Source organism: Candidatus Paceibacterota bacterium, assembly GCA_041663045.1.
Lineage (GTDB): Bacteria > Patescibacteriota > Minisyncoccia > Phycocordibacterales > GWA1-40-21 > Bog-1340.
Map to the genome: position 1 here is coordinate 361,458 of JBAZRH010000001.1, position 17,055 is coordinate 378,512.

Sequence of the window (17,055 nt, forward strand, 5' to 3'; positions counted from 1 at the left end):
GGGCCGGTTTTGCGCTTCGCGCAAAACCGGCCCCCATACATCAGAAACAAATCGCCATCGAGGATCAGCCCTTGCCACCGCCATCATAATAATACGGCGGATACCACGGATCAGGCAACCCCGAAATGTCGGCTGGATCCCATACTGGGACAACATAGTAAACACCAACGTCAAATTGTAAATTGACGTAATAGTATTCACCCGTACTGTCGAGAATCAATGAATAGGTGGTCCAATCTTTTTCTCCAGCTTTCCGAATCTTGACCGTCTTACACCACTTCCATTCACTGGTATAGAAAGATATGGCAACCAGTTGGCTCTTGGTGGAAGTGTACTCCACCGAGAGATTCTGACCAACGCCGTTTGTCGTCGGTACCGTTACCACAATATTCCCATCCATAATCGGAACGATTCCGCGAATAATCACGCTCGGTAGAACATCAAATTCTTGTGGATCCAATACCTGCCCGTTGCTAACATTCCAATATTTGATACCACCGCTTGCCGTACCAACCACAAGAAATGCGTTGGTGCCAGCCAGTTGTCTGGGAAAAAGTAGTTTATTATCCCATACTTGGAGACTGGAGAAATTATAAGTCTTTCCGTCAGCCCCAATAAAAGCTACTTCTGCCCATTGTGCTCCACCGTCAATTGGAAGTGGAATATTTTCATACAGATCCAGTACCACATTTCCATAGCCAGTTGGCACTGAATACGCGCCGTTCGTCTGCACAAGGTTGAACTGATTCATCCCGGTGAATAACGGGAATCCATCAGAATTGGATACATAGACCCAGATGTAAAATGAATCTTTGGGATTCACAATATCCAGAACAAGTTTCGTCTTGAGAATGGTATTGCTGATGCATGCCATCGTAGACGACTCCAATTGCACGTACTTGTAGGAATTCGTTCCTGCCGGCAATTGTGTACCAACCGACACGGATACGGACCTGGACTGTTCAAGAGCATAGGTACGTAATTCGTCCTTCGAACCAATCGGCAGTTTCTGACCGAATGAATTCGTGAACATGAACGACACAAACATCACAACTATCATTACTATATTCTTCATCTTTCTTCTCCTGTTCTGTTTTCCTTCACTTCGCGAATGTCGGGGTTGCATGCAACCCTTCGATCCGGAAACCGTTTGTACCCTTTGCCACCATTTTCGGTGGAGTGTTTTGCTTCGACTCACCAACGCTGATGAGCGCCGACCGCATTTTGCCAGTCATTTCTGGGTGTTGGTGATTGATCACCAGCAAAAAAATACCCACCCCAAGAATAACCGACAGTATGATCACAACCGCTACAACCTTATTCATTTTCCTCTCCTTCGGGATTCTATCCCTTTTTTGTTTCTTTACGTCAACGAACATTAAAAAATGAGGGTTTAACCTTACTTTTCACCAAACCACACCCTATCACAATTCAAGATAAAAGTCAAACCCTTTCGGATAGAGGGGGTTTTCGCTTCGCGAAAACCCCGCCACCTTATCGTTTGACTTTATCTAAACCATCAACTAGTATTTATTTCGGATGATCCTAAACAATAAAAGGAGAAGTTATGAACGAAGTAATGATCGCTGTCGTCCTTGCCCTGATCTGTGGTTTCAATGCACGTATTCAGTTCTTAATGCCCAAGAAATACGTAAGTGCTATGCACTTCGCGGAAGATTGGGGGAGTTCCAAGTACGGGACGATAATCTTCTGGTTTCTGGGTTATGTATGCCGATTCGTCATTTCTGCATTCATCATCAGTGGGCTGTGTTTTTATTTTGGTGTGGAGCTTATACCATTCACATTAAAAAAATTCCTGCTCACATATTTACCGATAATCCTAACCCTGACACTCATCAACAACTTCTTCTCAAGTCGCTTCGACGAAGACGACAGGGAAGAAAACGGCAACCTACAGGATGGATATGACGACGATGCTACAACGGACATTCCACTGACTCTCGTAGTAGCATGTTTAATACTCTCTGTCTTTTACTGGGGAGCTATGTGCCCAATATATTGGCTTGGGAAGATTATGCACGTCTGGTCGTAAGCGATTGGCCGAACACAAAAGTGTTCGGCCAATTTTTTTAATCTTCTATTTGTAAATCCTTTTTATCAGCGGATTTATTCTAGTCAAAAGTTCATAAGTTGAGGCGTCTAAAAGTCCAGAAATATCGTCTGCGGAAATTTCTTCTTTGCCACTTTTTCCGATAATCGTCACGGTGTCCCCCACCTTCGCATTTTTTACTTCACTAGTATCAAGCATAATAATATCCATACAAACCCTACCCAAAATTTTGCACGGCTTGCCTCCCACAAGCACTCTTCCAATACCCGACAAAGCACGTGGCAAACCATGCCAATAGCCCACCGGAATAACCGCTATTTTCGTGTTTTTGGCTACTGTCTCCGTGCAGTCGTATCCTACACGACTACCGGCTTTGAGGGTCTTTATTTCAGCAATTACGGCCTTCCAAGATAGTACTGGGGCGAGCCTTGTCTTGCCCTCTGCAAAGGCCCTGGCCTCGCTAGACGGCCATATGCCGTAGAGTCCGATTCCTATGCGAACCATATCAAAATCGGCCTCCCTGAAGAGTATAGCCCCTGAAGTGGCCGACGCATGCCTTATGGGTTTGAAACCGTTTTTATTGAAAATCTCCACCCACTTTTTGTATTCCTCAATCTGTCTTTTTGTAAATTGCGGAAATGCCGGATTTTTGGCGGAGGCGAAATGTGTAAAAAGTCCCTCAACAATTATTTTATCTTTGAGCGATTTTAATTCACGAATGACTTTCTCCGAATCTTCAAAAGAAAAACCGTGTCGTGACATTCCTGTATCTACTTTAATGTGAACTTTTATTGGGTTTTTTACTTTGAGTTTTTTTATTTCTGAAAGTGTTTCGAAAGAAGAAACCGCAACACTAATATTTTTCTCCACCGCCTCTTCAAGTTTTTCCGGCAAAGTATAACCGAGTATTAGTATGGGTGTTTTAATCCCCTCCCTGCGAAGTGCCGAACCTTCTGTAATAGAATCAACTCCAAGGAAATCCGCACCGAGTTTCTCCATCTCTTCTGCAAATTCAAAAAGATTATGCCCGTAAGCATTGGACTTCACAACTGCCAAAAACTTCACCGCCTTCGGCAAAAGTTTTCTAAAAGTTTCAAAATTCTGCTTTATAGCTTTCCTATCAATTTCAAGCCATGTGCGTAGGCCTTGTGGGCGCGTGGGTTTCATATTGCTATATTACATTAATAACAAAAGCAATTCAAATCTGTAAGCGAAGTATACGACATTATAGTTATCTCTGAGAATAATTATTCAATAGCCTTCTGTATCCACTCCCTTGCATTCGTTCTTAAAACCTTCTTTATCTGCTCATCATTTAAATTAAATTCAGTTGATAAAATATCGGCTAATTTAGAAAAGTCATCAGGATTTCTAATCTCATTTAGAAATTCAGGTGGAATACCACCAAAATCTGTTCCAATAGCCAAACTATTTATTCCACCAGTGATTTGAGATGTTGCATCAATCCTTTCTGCCACTTTTCTAGTCGAGGAGAAAAATGGCTTTGTCACTCCCAAACCAATGATGCCACCCATAGAGATTAAGTCCGTCATCTCTTCAGAAGTTAGAGCCCTGTCACCCATTTTATCCCTCCACGCCTCATCAATGTCCTCTTCTACTGAACCATGAGTATAGGAAACTAAACTTCCTTTATTTAAGTCTTTAGCTAATCTCATTATACCTTTTCGGGTATTAAAATTTGAATGAGCAAGATCAATAATTAAATTATGATCAAATATATGCCTTGCGACAGAAATACCTAATTCCGTTAAGCCGTTTGTATCAGCTAAAGGCGTTGGCTTGTTGTATTGAAAGCCAAAAATTTTAACACCTAAATCTATCAAAACTTTGAGGTCTTCTACTGATTGAATTAAATGAGCACCGGCTTCTAATCCTAAAACTAAATTATCTTGGTTTTTAAAATCTCCACCCCTTTTTATTAGATTAATTCCGCATGATTCACCCATTTGTTTATATTGACCAACCAAGCTAATCATTTTATTCCAACGAGTATCTCTGTCGGGATTTTCTGGATTTGGAAACATATATGAATCAAAGACCGATCCAACGATCACATCATATTTCCCACGCACAGATTCAGCAACTAATCTTGAATATTCTCCCCAAGAAAATTCTCCTATCTTTTTACCAAATTTCTCCTCAGCAGTTGGAATATCCACACCAAATTGTTCAAGTCGGGTTAAAACAGATTTGTCTTCAGGGTTAAATCTCTCTGGATATGTTGAATATTCACCCAGATGTTCGGTTGCTTTGGGTACTAATAAGTCATCATGAAGTGAAGATATTTTTTCTGGTTTCATTTTATTATTTTAACCAATTAAACCCCTGATATAAATCACTTTCTTTATAATCAATTTCTTGCCTTTCATTTGCTGGTGTTAAACGATAGTAAGAAATAGGTATTAGGGGATATAATAAATATTTAAAACTTGTCTTGCCAAGTGTTTGTAGATATTCTTTTGAAAACGTGTGATTCATAGCAATATCAAAACCCCATTCCTTAATAAAATCAGATTGGCCTTTACGATGAAAAGCTATATCCCCGCAATTAAAATTTAATACTGTAACTGTATTTACAAGTAAGTATTCACTATAATCATACTCTTTTAAAATATCTAGCCATCCTTTATGTAGTTTATCAGTATACTCTGTCTGACCAGGTCCACCCATAACCTTAGCTCCTAAATAAAATGAAACAAGAGCAAACTTTGTAAAAATTGATGGTATAAGAATACCCTCAGTTAATGCAAGTGTTATATCCTCCGGAGTCATATTAATATCTCTCACTAATCCTTCGTGATTGACCAACTTACCATCAACAAAATCCATTCTGTATTCCTTACCATCTTCTAGATTAAACCCCCAGAAGAAATGAGTCCCCGAACCTTTTCCAGAATAATTCCAGGCCCCATAAATTCCATCGAACCTACTAAGTATACGATCTCTGAACCCTTTATCAAAAAGAGATTTCCAAACAATATTATTTTTGTTTTCTAATAAAAACGTAGAGAGAAATTGAATTAAAATTTCATCATGTTCTAATGTTATACATCTTCTGACATCATTTCTTATCTTTTCATCGAAAAATTCAAGCCATAGGTAATAATTAACTTTAACAATTTGGTCTGATAACCTTTCACACGTTGAAAAATCAATTTTATCTATAATTGATTGAAAATGTTTAATAAAATCAATCTCTTTTTCACTAAATTCATTTTCACTATTTTTTACTGATTCCATCAAATCAAATTTATAAATAGGGTAACGAGATACAAGTTTATTTTTTGTAGATTTAGGGTATAGGTTTAAATGTTTACCTCCAAATTCAACACCCCTCTTATGTAGAACATCAGAAAATGGTATATTACCGCAATCTAATACATAATAATCACCAAAATCTCTACGATTCAACATTGAATCAAAACGACTGATTAAATGAGCACCGATCGTAGATGGATAATTCAATATATTATGATGGTCAGTGGTATCCAGAATCATCCCCTCAGCATAATTTATATTTACAGATTCTTTTATAAACAACCTGTCTATCTTATTTTTAATAAAACCAATATAATCTTTTTGTCTTTCAATATGAATTGCGTTCGGCTTGTATGAGGTTAGTTTATTCTTAACATAATTAATTAAAGGTTCTTCGCAGCTTAAAAGATCGCCCATAAAAGGATTAGCTGATTTAATTTGTTCTATTGCCTTTTCTAAACTTATCATAACTTGTTTGTAGCCCCGAGTAGTATTGAACTACTGTTTCCTCCTTTAAGGGAAGCGTCCTACATTAGACGACAGGGCCATACAAATATATTATCATGTATAATAATATACACAAATCTAATGAGGCTAGTGAGCTGTTTTATTATTTATATAATTGCTATCCTACAATTTCACCTATTTACTTTTAAAAAATATTTTCTGATGTTTTCTGCAAGTCCTTTTCTGTGATCGTAAGATTCTTCTTTTCACTAATATTTCCATATTTTGTAATACCATAATTATAAGCAAATAGTAGTGGTGGTATCATAAACTCTTTAAATTTATGTGAATCAAGTCTCTCGAAATATTCTTTCTTAAAACCACCCTGGTAAAAGATATCAAAAGCATGTAATTCTTTCAGTTTTCCCTGGTCATCTCTACCTTGGCAAATGGAAATAAGATTCATATTATCCAATGGTATTTGTTTTACTAATTTAGCATCTTCCGGAAAATCTTCCTCTAAAACCTCTATCATTTTCTGTTTCATTCTTGTTAAATATTCAAGAGAATATCCAGCCAATGGCTTCATCCCCATATAGAACATAATAAGAGAGAATTTTAATAACATACATGGAAGCATTTTCTTCTTTAGTAAAATATCTGAAACTGCTTCCGAAGTAAATCTAACTTTAAAAGTTTTATCGTCACCAATTAAATAACCATCTTTTAATTCAAGACGAACATGTTCATTCTTATAATTAAGTCCCCAGAAAAAATGAGTCCCAGAAGTACCTTCTTCATTCCAAGCTCCAACAGAACTCTCAAATCTATTGAGTACTTTTTCTCTAAATCTATCATCGAACATCATTTTGTATATAAAACTGTCTTTTTCATTATTTAATACATAGACTAAATAATCAATGACAATATCGTCATATTCAATAGAAACTAATCTTGAAGCATTGGCACGTAGTTTTTCCTCAAATAAAAATGGCCAAATATGATAATTAATTTTCGTAAGTTGATCGCTTAGATATTGACAAGTAGAAAAGTCGATATCTTTAATTACATTTTGAATCTTCTCCAAAAGGGCTTGTTCTTCCGGCGTAAATTCATGCCACTGATGACTCTCAAATTTTAATCTATTAATGAAATCAAAATCATATTTTGGTAAACCAAATACAACTTTATTTTTATCTCCCTTAGGAAATAAGTTTATCTTTTTACCATTTAATGTAAATCCTCTCCGACGGAATGGTTCATTAAGTGGAATATTACCTGTAGCAAAAGTTAAAATATCTCCCCCTGTATCACGATGAAGTAATTTATAAAAATTAGAAACCAAATGAACAGCTAACAACCACGGGTGATCGATAATACCATGGTGGTCGACAATACCACCGACAACACCCCACTCGTCATCTATATTAATCTTCATGTCTGACCGCTCTTGTTCATTAAAAAGATGTTCTATTTTTTCTTTAAGTTTTTGTTTAAATCTTTTTTGTCTTTCTAGATAAATTTTATTTGGTTTATATATATTTATTCTTTTTGAGTATTGAGAGAGGTTTTCTTTGTTAGCATAAAATGGCTCCAAAGAAGTCATGTATTTAATAACTTCATTAGCTATCTCATTTAATTGTGGGTCAGAATAGAATGTTTTCATAATAGTAGCCCCGAGTAGTATTGAACTACTGTTTCCTCCTTTAAGGGAAGCGTCCTACATTAGACGACAGGGCCATAAATGTTAGAATTTAATTAAATCCTAGTAAGTGATAGTATATATCGCATTTATTAAAAAGTACAGTTTATCATAGTTCCAGCGTCCACCCTCTAGCAAAAGACGGCCCTTATATAGAGCTGTCTTTTATTTGTGGTCACAAGTATTTTTCTGCTAAAAAATCTCGCGATTCTTACAGAATCTGTATACCTTTTCTATTTTATTTTCGTGATTACACTCAATGAAATTATCAAAGGTCTTGCGCTGGGGCCCCAACCCCCAGCTCACCCACCTCGTGCCGTCGTACTCCGTCTCGCACAGTGCAAAAGAAAACCACCTTCTGATTGAAGGCGGTTTTCAAATATTTGCACTGTGCGGAGTGCTGGAAGATGTTAGAACTGAATTGATGAAAAGTAAGATAACTCCACATGTGCCAAATTTATTATTTTGGGCAAAACAAAACCCGTCAACTACAAGAACGGGTCTTGTTTTGTGACGGGTGAGTCAAAACGCAAGTGAGACCAACTTGAGGACACTGCTGATTATCACGGCGTCGATAATCATCAGCAAACCCTTGGCCCAAAACCTCGTTTCGACATATGGTGCTACTTCCGGCGTAATCGGAAACGGCCAGAACGACCACTTGCACAGAAACGGAACTTTTGTACTCATACTTTATCCTTTCTCTAATAATTGTCTAACAAATCTGTCTTTTGTAAGAATAGCACCTCTCATCCTTTTTGTCAAGCTCAGTTATAGGTCCTTACCCCTAACAAAAAAACAACCCTTATTTAGTGCTGTCTTTTTAATGTGCGCCGGGTTGGATCATGAGTACATTTCTCTCCCTCGACTAAAGCCTCGCCGTCGCTCGGCTTTGTCTGGGCACCAGCTCGCGATTCGGTCTGCTGACCTCATAACGCTCCGCTGTTCGAGTCCAACATGTAAGTGCATAAAAGCACTTACTCCGGCACACAAAAAAATTACCTTTCAGCAATTTTGTCTGTGCGCCGGGTTGGACTCGAACCAACGATGCCCATAGGGCCGGAGATTTACAGTCTCCTGGAATAGCCGCTATCCGACCGGCGCATTTACCAACAAAAAGCATTTTAGCTGATTTCGGAGGAAAAGTCCACAGATATCATATTTTGAACAATCTTATTGTCGATGAATACAGAAAACATAAGACAACCTCTCTTGACGTTATATTAGAAAAAGGTTTTGAGCCAAGTGTAGATGAATCTGAAAGAATTTTCAACATTTTCGACGGTAAAGCAGCTCTACTTTTAATTCAACAACTCCCAGAGAAATATAAAAAAATTATGCGTATGAAATATGAGAAACTTTTGTCACTAAAAGAGATATCCTTAATCCTAGGACAATCAAAAAATTCTGTCGCCGTACAATTGCATAGAGGTCTTGCCAAACTTAAAGAACTATATAAATTTAACAAGAAATAGTTATACTTCTATCTTTTCTCTCTCTAAAAGAATCCCCTTTCTACCCCTTCTAACTTCAAAAGTTAGCTCTTTGTCTTTCTTATCAATAATCACTGTGCCACCGCCCACAATCCCTTTTGAAATAATCATTGAAGCGACTGGGTTAAGTATTTTTGTCTGTATTAATCTACGAAGCGGTCTTGCGCCATATTGCGGATTGTAACCTTCCTTTGCGAGCAATTCCAAAGATGAAGTGGAAATTTCCAATTTAATATCTTTGACTTTTAATCTCTCGCGAATCTGCTCTATCTGAATATCCACAATTTTCCTTATCGCTTTTTGACTCAAAATATCAAAGACGATAGTGTCATCCAAGCGGTTTAAGAACTCCGGTCGGAAATAATCTTTCAAGCTAGTCATAACTTTTTCTTTGACCAGATTATATTCGTTCGCTTTATCCCCTGCCGTGGCAAAGCCGATCTGCTCCATCTTGTCTATAAATTGTGCGCCGATATTTGAAGTCATTATTATCACGGTGTTTTTGAAATTCACTGTCCTGCCTTTTGAATCTGTAAGTCGTCCATTATCAAGAACCTGCAAAAGTAGGTTGAAAACTTCCGGATGAGCTTTTTCTATTTCATCAAAAAGTATTACTGAATATGGTCTGTGGCGGACAGTTTCCGTAAGATTTCCCCCCTCTTCATAGCCGACATAACCAGGAGGCGAGCCGATAAGCTTGGATGTAGAATGTTTTTCCATAAACTCCGACATATCTACTCTTATCAAAGCTTTTTCATCATCAAAAAGGAATTCGGCTAAAGCTTTTGTAAGCTCCGTCTTTCCAACACCAGTCGGACCCAAAAATATAAACGAACCGATAGGACGATTCGGATCAGCAATACCTGCACGAGACCTTTTTATCGTGTCAGCAATCTTATTTACAGCTTCATCTTGCCCAACAATTCTATTTTTAAGGACTTCTTCCATACGGACGAGTTTATGAGCTTCGCTTTCAAGCATTCTGGAGACTGGCACTCCTGTCCAACGAGAAACCACCGAAGCGATGTCTTCACTTGTAATCTCTTCTTTTAAAATCCTTCTTGAAGATTGAAGTTTCTTCAGGCGCTTTGACTTTATTTCTAAATCTTTTTCAAGCTGAGGGATCTTGCCGTAGCGGATTTCGGCAGCTTTTGCCAAATCGGCATGAATTTCTGCATTTTCAGCTTCTATTCTCAAAATCTCCAACTGTTTTTTGATAGATTTTATTTCTGTAATGGTATCTTTTTCATTTTTCCATTTGAGCTCGACTTCGGAAGTCTTCTCTTTAAAATCGGCGATTTCTTTTTCTATCGAATCCACTCTTTTTTGCGTTTCTTTCTTTTTACTACCATTTAATTCTTTTTTCAATGCTTCTTTTTCTATTTCAAGACGCATAACTTTTCTATTTGTTTCTTCAAGCTCTGGAGGCATTGTCTCAAGTGAAATTTTCAATGCAGAGGCGGATTCATCTATAAGGTCCACAGCTTTATCTGGCAAAAATCTATCTGAAATATATCTTGAACTCAAATTCACAGCGGAAAGAATGGCGTCATCTGTAATACGCACACCATGATACAGCTCGTATTTTTCTTTTAATCCGCGCAAAATAGCTATCGCATCATCGATAGATGGCTCGCTGACTATCACCGGCTGAAAACGCCTCGTAAGAGCAGGGTCTTTCTCTATTCTTTGATATTCTTTCAGAGTCGTCGCACCCACAGTACGAAGTTCACCTCTCGAAAGAGCTGGTTTGAGCATATTTGAAGCATCCATGGAGCCTTCGGCAGAACCAGCACCGACAATAGTGTGGATTTCATCTATGAAAAGTATCACTTTGCCTTCTGATTTTTCAATTTCCTTTATTATCCCCTTCAAACGCTCTTCAAATTCCCCTCTGTATTTTGTGCCGGCGATAAGAAGACCAAGATCAAGAGAAACAAGCTCTTTGTCTTTTAGAGATTCCGGCACATCTCCTATTGCGATTCTATTTGCCAAACCTTCTACAATAGCTGTTTTTCCAACACCGGCCTCACCGATAAGGATGGGATTATTTTTTGTGCGTCTTGAAAGTATTTGAATAATGCGAGAGATTTCATTGTCCCTGCCGATGACAGGATCGAGCTTATTATCTTTTGCAAGTTTTGTAAGATTGCGAGTGTATTTTGTGATAGCTCTGTATTTTTTTACTTGGCCTGTTTCGCTCCCTTTCAGAGTTTTGAGTTCAGAGAGGATTTTTACAACTTCCGCCCTATTTATTTTAAATCTTGTCAAAAGATCTCTCGCCGAACACGGTACATCCAAAATCGCCAAGAATAAATGTTCAGTCGAAATAAATTCATCTTTGAGCTCCACCGCTACTTTTCCAGACTGGTCGATTATTTGTGCCAAATCTGGTGTTAAATAAATTTGGTATGAAGCGGAAAGTGTCGTGGATGTGTGGGTCGCTTCTATGGCTTCAAGTATTGAATCGGTGAGCAAAATGACATCCGCCTCAAGCCTATCCAAAATTGAAGCGACGATACTTTCCTCCTGAAGGACAAGTGCAGCAAGTAAATGAAGTGGGTTAACATGATTCTGTCCACGCTCAATAGCGAGCTCATGAGCCCTTTTTATTGCTTCTTTTGCCTTGGTTGTAAAATTGTTGAATGGTGGCATGGTTGATTTTCTTAATGAGCAAGGCGAGTTTTGAAAATCACCACTGTTCGCCGAGCTTTAATAGAGTTTAACTTCTGGGAAAAGAAAAGTCAAAATTATTGGACTTTCTTCTGTTCTGCTGCCAAACTAGCAAGAGCATCACTAATAGCTTTTGAAGGGACAAATAAGTCTGTTCTTGCACTATCCATAAAAGTGGCTTTTATAGCTACAATTTCGCCAGAAAGATTCACGAGTGGTGCCCCGGACATAAAGCTTCCGGAATTTATATTCGTCTCTATGGAAGAAATTATTTCTGTGGGTGTAGAGCTTGAGGTGTCTGATGTTGTATCATCCTTAATACTCTTTGTGGCAAGACTTGAGATGATACCTGTAGAAACAAGATTCTTTGATTCCCCCCCTATATATACTACGGTTTGCCCAAGTTTAATATCATTGTTTGATAACAACACAGCCTTAGGAAGAGTCGCTGGATTTTTATTGTCAGCTGGAATTTTTAATAAGGCAATTTGTTCACCCTGCTTCGCTCTAAGAATACTTAGATTATAAAGTTTCTTGTCTGATAAGTTTACAAAATACCTTCCATCTGTAGAAACCACACTATTGTCTGTCGCTATTATGCCATCGTCAGAAACAACAAGTCCAAGTCCGACAAATACCATAGAATTTGAATCAGCGGCTGGATCTGAATTTGTTCTATAGATTCGAAGGACGCTATTAGAATTTTTATCTATTGCACTAACTATCATATCATCGGACGTAACAACGACTGTTTCTTTAACTATCGTCTGAGTATTATTTATTGGCTCCGAAGGAACAACTCTTTCTACAGTTCTCTCTACCACCCTATTAATTGTCTGGATAAAACCTTGTGGGGCTTGATTCATAAGAGCAACCGTAACAATACCCGTGGCGATTGAGGTCACAAAACTCACAAGAAGGGCAAGAAGGATAAGTTGTTGTTTGTTTAGATGCTCCATATCGACTCAATAATAAGGCAAAAACAAACTATTTGCAAATTTTAAACAAGACTTTTAAAAGATATCTTATGTGACGTCTTTTTATATCCCTACCAAGAGAAAATCGGATGGTGGATTTAGCACGAGTGTCTACTTCCTCCAGGCTCGCGCCTGAAACACTTGAAATTTCCCGCACAACATAAGATTCTCCTGAACCAGAAGTACAAGCACTTGCTGAAGAAGCTATAATCCCCGCTTCATCAAGCTGAAGAACTATAAATTCTCCGTCCTTATCTGGTATTGAAATGTTTATATTATTTGGAAGCATGTTTTCCAAGTGGCCATTGATTACTACAGATGAAGTGGATTTTTTGACTTCGTCAAAAAATCCATCTCTCAATTCCGCCAATCTATTCACTTCTTTCTCTTTAATCCTTTCCGATATTTCAAAAGCTTTTGCAAAGCCAACAATAAGTGGGACGTTTTCTGTACCGGCCCTCATCCCGTCCTCTTGTCCTCCTCCCAAAACAATCGGCGAAATATTTACATTATCTTTTACAAAAAGTGCGCCGATGCCTTTCGGTCCATACATTTTCTGCGCATCCAAAGTCATCAAATCCACACCAAGCTCTTCTACATTTGTGTTCAAATATTGCACCGCTTGCGAAGCATCTGTGTGAAAATATGGATAGTCCACTCTCTCTCTACCAAATTCTTTCCTCGCATGACGAATCTCTTTTATAATTTCTTTCACTGGTTGCACCGTTCCTATTTCACCATTTGCATATCCTATCGAAATTATCGCCGTCTCTTTCTTTATCAATTCTCTCAAATCTTTAGGATCAACAAGCCCCTCTGAAGAAACTTCTAGATAATCCACCTTAACTCCCATCTCCTCAATTTCTTTAAAACACTCAAGTATTGAACTGTGCTCTATTTTTGTCGTTATAGCATGTATTTCTTCGGGCTTCTTCCCTGATTTTAATAATTTCTTTACTGTGCCAAAAATAGCTAAATTATTCGCCTCTGTTCCGCCGGAAGTAAAGATTATTTCCCTCGCATGTGCATTCAAAAAACCAGCAATTTCTCCTCTTGCTTTTTCTACTGCTTTTTGGGTTGACACACCAAGCGAATGTATTGAACTTGGATTTCCAAAATCTTTTCTCCAATACTTCTTCATCGCCAAAACAACCTCTCTGCCCACCGGCGTGGTCGCCGCATTGTCTAAATATATCTTTCTCACAATATCAAGTTATCATTTTTTGCAAAATAAGTAAAAGTTGATATAATTAACCATATGACTTTTGAAATGTATATAATAGCTGGTGCGGGAATTATAATTTTCATCCTTCTGCTTTGGATTATCCGACTGGAAGTGAAAATCGGCAAACTCTTGGGAAGCAAGTGTAATAATCTAGACGACACGATTTCTCTTTTCAAAAAAGAGATTTCTTATCTTAAGAAATACGCTGAAAGGTCAGCTGACAATTTTGATATTATTGAGAAAAAGTTAAAGAAGACAGTTTCCGGCTTAGGAACTATCCGCTTCAATCCTTTCAAAGGTACTGGTTCGGGAGGCAATCAAAGCTTTGCTACTGCATTATTAAATAAAGAAGGAGATGGGGTTATATTATCAAGCCTATACTCAAGAGATCATGTAAGTATTTTCTCAAAATCCATAAAAAACTTGGTATCAGAGTATGAGCTTACCACTGAAGAAAAACAGGCCCTGCAGAAAGCCAGAGAAAGTATTATATAAAGGGTGGTTTTTTATTCAATAACATGCTAAAACTATATGGTCGGTTTGGGTTTTTTTATTGTCAAATATGGATAAAAATAAGAAAAACAGCATAATAAAGCGCTCCCCCGTTGTCTGTATAATGGGGCATATTGACCATGGGAAATCTACACTCCTCGATTATATTAGAAAGACAAATATAGTAGACACAGAAGCTGGGGGTATTACCCAGAGAATATCCGCTTATGAAGTCGTGCACAAGACACCAGAAGGCAAAGAAGAAAGGATAACCTTTTTGGATACACCTGGGCATGAAGCTTTTGGAGCTATGAGAACATGCGGATCAAGCATAGCTGATATTGCGGTGCTCGTCGTCTCCGCTGAAGAAGGCGTCAAAAAACAAACCCTTGAGGCATTGAAATGTATCAATGAAAGTAAAATACCTTATATAGTAGCGATAAATAAAATAGACAGGCCGGATGCAAATGTAGAAAAGACAAAAAATTCACTTGTAGAAAATGAAATCTATATCGAGGGCTATGGAGGAAACGTACCTTTTGTACCGATTTCAGCAAAAACAGGGCAAGGTGTGGGTGAGCTCTTGGACATGATGCTTCTTGTCGCCGAAATGGCTGAGCTTAAGGGAGATATTTCAAAACCGGCAAGCGGAATCGTCGTTGAATCTCATCTGGATAAGAAAAAAGGGATGACTGCCGTTATAGTAATCAAAGATGGTTCTCTAAAGAACGGAATGTATATCGTCTCCGGAGACAGAATGGCACCGACAAGAATAATGGAAAGTTTTCTCGGTAAAAAAATCATGGAAGCGACTTTTTCCTCTCCTCTGAGAATCGTCGGCTTTGATAAGCTACCAAGAGCTGGAGCAACTTTCACAAGTTTCAAAGACAAAAAAGATGCGGAAGATAAAGTGGCAGAATATTTGGAAAACGTAAGAAAAGCTCCAACAAAAATAGTCGACTCGACAGAAGATCCAAACGAAATATCTGTACGAGTAATGATAAAAGCCGAAGTTGCCGGGGCTATAGATGCGATAGAGCATGAAATCAAGAAAATAAAAAGTGAGAAAGTGAAGATAAAAATAGTCGGCTCCGGAATCGGAGACATTACAGAAAATGATGTAAAACTTGCTTCTGGTAGGAACCCTGCGATGATAGTCGGCTTTGCCGTAAGTATAGACGACACCGCGAAAGATCTAGCAGAAAGATCAGGAATAGAAGTAAAGACATTTGATATCATATACAAAATCGGAGAATGGCTCGGGGAAATAGTTTCAAAAAAGACTCCAAAGGAAATGGTGGAAGAGACCAGTGCAAAAGTAAAAGTATTAAAAGCTTTCAGTTCGATGAAAGATAAGCATATTATCGGTGGAAGAGTAGAATCTGGCACTGTGAAGGTTGGGCAAGAAGCCAAGATAATGAGAAAAGACATTGAAATCGGTAGGGGTAAAATAAAGGAGATTCAGCAAGAGAAAGAGAAGGTCGGTGAGGTGCATGAGGGAGTAGAGTTTGGATGTCAGTTTCAATCAGATATTTCCCCTGCCCCAGGAGATAGATTGGAAATATTTACTGTAGTAGAAAAATGACAATATGGATTCAAGAAATGAAAAAATAATAAAAATAATCAAGCTTGCCGCGGCAGAGTTTATGCAAAAGGAGTCAAATGGTGCTTCTTTGATGACGATTACCGATGTAAGAATGTCAAAAGATGAAAAATATGTTAATATCTTTTTTACGGTATTCCCCGAAGACAAACAGGAAGCCGTGCTTGAATTTTCAAAAAGGAAGAGGACTGAATTTAGAGATTATGTCAAAAACAATACAAGATTAGGCAGAATCCCAACTTTCGATTTTGAAATAGATCTTGGTGAAAAACACAGACAAAGAATCGACGAAATTTCAAGAAATATAAAATAAGGCCTAGTCGCCAAGTGGTAAGGCGTTGATCTGCAAAATCAACATACGGCGGTTCGATTCCGCCCTAGGCCTCAAGAAAATTACGTGAGTAATTTTCTATCAGAATTAAAAAATGCTCGGGTGGCGGAATAGGTATACGCGCAACACTTAAAATGTTGTCTACTATGTAGATGTGGGTTCGATTCCCACCCCGAGCACAAAATAAAGATATGGAGAAATTTAATTCAAGGCAACAAGAAAGGGCGAGTGAAAATCTGGACGATGTCCCAATGAATGAAAGAAGAGAAGTTCTTCTTAAACTTATAGAATACGGACTTGGTACAATTCACATAAAGGATCTCAATAAATTACCAGAAAGGGATAGGTTGGAAGTAGCCCAAGCAATTATCGAACATAATTATAGTGATTTGGATATAGTGATGACGGTCTTAACTAAAGAAGAAAAAGAGATTCTACAGGATAAACTCATAGACTCTGGCCTTAAAAAATCTAGAAAATAATTTGATTTTATAAAGATTTTCTGGTATTTTACTATGCATGCGCCCATAGCTCAGCTGGTAGAGCAGATCCCTCTTAAGGATAAGGTCGTAGGTTCGATCCCTACTGGGCGCACAATTTTTAAAACTGCTGGGAGCCGTTTTAAAAATTGTGCGAGCCGGAATTATTTTTTCTAGCAGGAAAAAGTAATGAGGCGGGGTCGCGAAAATTTTCGAGCGACGGCGAGAAAATTATTTGTGACCACATAATAAGAGAATGAGTGTACTGACCATGTAATGGTCG

At 38.0% G+C, this 17,055-nt stretch carries 14 protein-coding genes and 4 tRNA genes; 9 read left to right on the plus strand and 9 right to left on the minus strand.

The genetic code is table 11. The features are described from left to right. Positions 1-64: 64 nt before the first annotated feature. The gene (locus tag WC631_01845) at positions 65-733 is read right to left on the minus strand and encodes a hypothetical protein (protein MFA6227201.1); all 669 of its coding nucleotides are present in this window, start codon (positions 731-733) and stop codon (positions 65-67) included. An 834-nt stretch (positions 734-1,567) separates the two neighbouring features. Here WC631_01845 and WC631_01850 point away from each other — a divergent pair. Then, positions 1,568-2,053 (plus strand): hypothetical protein, encoded by a 486-nt coding sequence (locus tag WC631_01850; GenBank protein ID MFA6227202.1) that lies wholly within the window; start codon positions 1,568-1,570, stop codon positions 2,051-2,053. Positions 2,054-2,098: 45 nt separating this feature from the next. Here WC631_01850 and alr read toward each other — a convergent pair whose 3' ends face one another. From alr to WC631_01875, 5 genes are all read right to left on the minus strand, one after another. After that, positions 2,099-3,238 carry an alanine racemase gene (gene alr, locus WC631_01855; GenBank protein MFA6227203.1) on the minus strand — a complete coding sequence of 380 codons (1,140 nt, stop codon included), beginning with the start codon at positions 3,236-3,238 and terminating at the stop codon, positions 2,099-2,101. 80 nt (positions 3,239-3,318) lie between these two features. Next, a complete protein-coding gene (locus tag WC631_01860; protein ID MFA6227204.1) occupies positions 3,319-4,392 on the minus strand; it encodes a membrane dipeptidase in 1,074 nt (357 codons plus the stop codon). A 4-nt stretch (positions 4,393-4,396) separates the two neighbouring features. Further along, entirely contained in the window at positions 4,397-5,818 is a 1,422-nt protein-coding gene (locus tag WC631_01865; protein ID MFA6227205.1) for a hypothetical protein, read from the minus strand. A 184-nt stretch (positions 5,819-6,002) separates the two neighbouring features. Then, complete coding sequence (locus WC631_01870; protein MFA6227206.1) at positions 6,003-7,403, minus strand: hypothetical protein; 1,401 nt, start codon at positions 7,401-7,403, stop codon at positions 6,003-6,005. Between the two features lie 1,117 nt (positions 7,404-8,520). Continuing rightward, a tRNA-Tyr gene (locus tag WC631_01875) sits at positions 8,521-8,603 on the minus strand. Positions 8,604-8,662: 59 nt separating this feature from the next. On the opposite strand from WC631_01875, the gene WC631_01880 reads away from it, so the two are divergent. Beyond that, positions 8,663-8,974 carry a sigma-70 family RNA polymerase sigma factor gene (locus tag WC631_01880; protein ID MFA6227207.1) on the plus strand — a complete coding sequence of 104 codons (312 nt, stop codon included), beginning with the start codon at positions 8,663-8,665 and terminating at the stop codon, positions 8,972-8,974. Here WC631_01880 and WC631_01885 read toward each other — a convergent pair whose 3' ends face one another. The 3 genes from WC631_01885 to WC631_01895 all read right to left on the minus strand — a co-directional run bounded on the left by WC631_01885 (position 8,975) and on the right by WC631_01895 (position 13,846). Then, complete coding sequence (locus WC631_01885) at positions 8,975-11,647, minus strand: AAA family ATPase (protein MFA6227208.1); 2,673 nt, start codon at positions 11,645-11,647, stop codon at positions 8,975-8,977. Between the two features lie 95 nt (positions 11,648-11,742). Continuing rightward, positions 11,743-12,624, minus strand: a complete 882-nt coding sequence (locus tag WC631_01890; GenBank protein ID MFA6227209.1) for a serine protease — start codon at positions 12,622-12,624, stop codon at positions 11,743-11,745. 28 nt (positions 12,625-12,652) lie between these two features. Then, entirely contained in the window at positions 12,653-13,846 is a 1,194-nt protein-coding gene (locus WC631_01895; GenBank protein MFA6227210.1) for a cysteine desulfurase family protein, read from the minus strand. A gap of 54 nt (positions 13,847-13,900) precedes the next feature. Between WC631_01895 and WC631_01900 the strand changes: the two genes are divergently transcribed. The 7 genes from WC631_01900 (at position 13,901) to WC631_01930 (ending at position 16,887) form a co-directional block, all read left to right on the plus strand. Continuing rightward, on the plus strand, positions 13,901-14,362 hold the full coding sequence (locus WC631_01900; protein MFA6227211.1) for a DUF4446 family protein: 462 nt from the start codon (positions 13,901-13,903) through the stop codon (positions 14,360-14,362). Between the two features lie 67 nt (positions 14,363-14,429). Further along, on the plus strand, positions 14,430-15,944 hold the full coding sequence (gene infB / locus WC631_01905) for a translation initiation factor IF-2 (protein ID MFA6227212.1): 1,515 nt from the start codon (positions 14,430-14,432) through the stop codon (positions 15,942-15,944). A gap of 4 nt (positions 15,945-15,948) precedes the next feature. Then, the gene (locus tag WC631_01910; GenBank protein MFA6227213.1) at positions 15,949-16,275 is read left to right on the plus strand and encodes a ribosome-binding factor A; all 327 of its coding nucleotides are present in this window, start codon (positions 15,949-15,951) and stop codon (positions 16,273-16,275) included. Next, a tRNA-Cys gene (locus tag WC631_01915) sits at positions 16,276-16,347 on the plus strand. Between the two features lie 42 nt (positions 16,348-16,389). Continuing rightward, positions 16,390-16,472 (plus strand) — tRNA-Leu (locus tag WC631_01920). Positions 16,473-16,484: 12 nt separating this feature from the next. Next, a complete protein-coding gene (locus WC631_01925) occupies positions 16,485-16,775 on the plus strand; it encodes a hypothetical protein (GenBank protein ID MFA6227214.1) in 291 nt (96 codons plus the stop codon). A gap of 39 nt (positions 16,776-16,814) precedes the next feature. Then, positions 16,815-16,887: transfer RNA gene (locus tag WC631_01930), tRNA-Lys, on the plus strand. Positions 16,888-17,055: the final 168 nt, after the last annotated feature.

What these genes read in the sequence shown, in the direction of transcription:
- WC631_01850 (MFA6227202.1), top strand. Translation starts at nt 1,568, where the DNA reads ATGAACGAAGTAATGATCGCTGTCGTCCTTGCCCTGATCTGTGGTTTC.
- alr (MFA6227203.1), bottom strand. Translation starts at nt 3,238, where the DNA reads ATGAAACCCACGCGCCCACAAGGCCTACGCACATGGCTTGAAATTGAT.
- WC631_01860 (MFA6227204.1), bottom strand. Translation starts at nt 4,392, where the DNA reads ATGAAACCAGAAAAAATATCTTCACTTCATGATGACTTATTAGTACCC.
- WC631_01865 (MFA6227205.1), bottom strand. Translation starts at nt 5,818, where the DNA reads ATGATAAGTTTAGAAAAGGCAATAGAACAAATTAAATCAGCTAATCCT.
- WC631_01870 (MFA6227206.1), bottom strand. Translation starts at nt 7,403, where the DNA reads ATGACTTCTTTGGAGCCATTTTATGCTAACAAAGAAAACCTCTCTCAA.
- WC631_01885 (MFA6227208.1), bottom strand. Translation starts at nt 11,647, where the DNA reads ATGCCACCATTCAACAATTTTACAACCAAGGCAAAAGAAGCAATAAAA.
- WC631_01890 (MFA6227209.1), bottom strand. Translation starts at nt 12,624, where the DNA reads ATGGAGCATCTAAACAAACAACAACTTATCCTTCTTGCCCTTCTTGTG.
- WC631_01900 (MFA6227211.1), top strand. Translation starts at nt 13,901, where the DNA reads ATGACTTTTGAAATGTATATAATAGCTGGTGCGGGAATTATAATTTTC.
- infB (MFA6227212.1), top strand. Translation starts at nt 14,430, where the DNA reads ATGGATAAAAATAAGAAAAACAGCATAATAAAGCGCTCCCCCGTTGTC.
- WC631_01910 (MFA6227213.1), top strand. Translation starts at nt 15,949, where the DNA reads ATGGATTCAAGAAATGAAAAAATAATAAAAATAATCAAGCTTGCCGCG.
- WC631_01925 (MFA6227214.1), top strand. Translation starts at nt 16,485, where the DNA reads ATGGAGAAATTTAATTCAAGGCAACAAGAAAGGGCGAGTGAAAATCTG.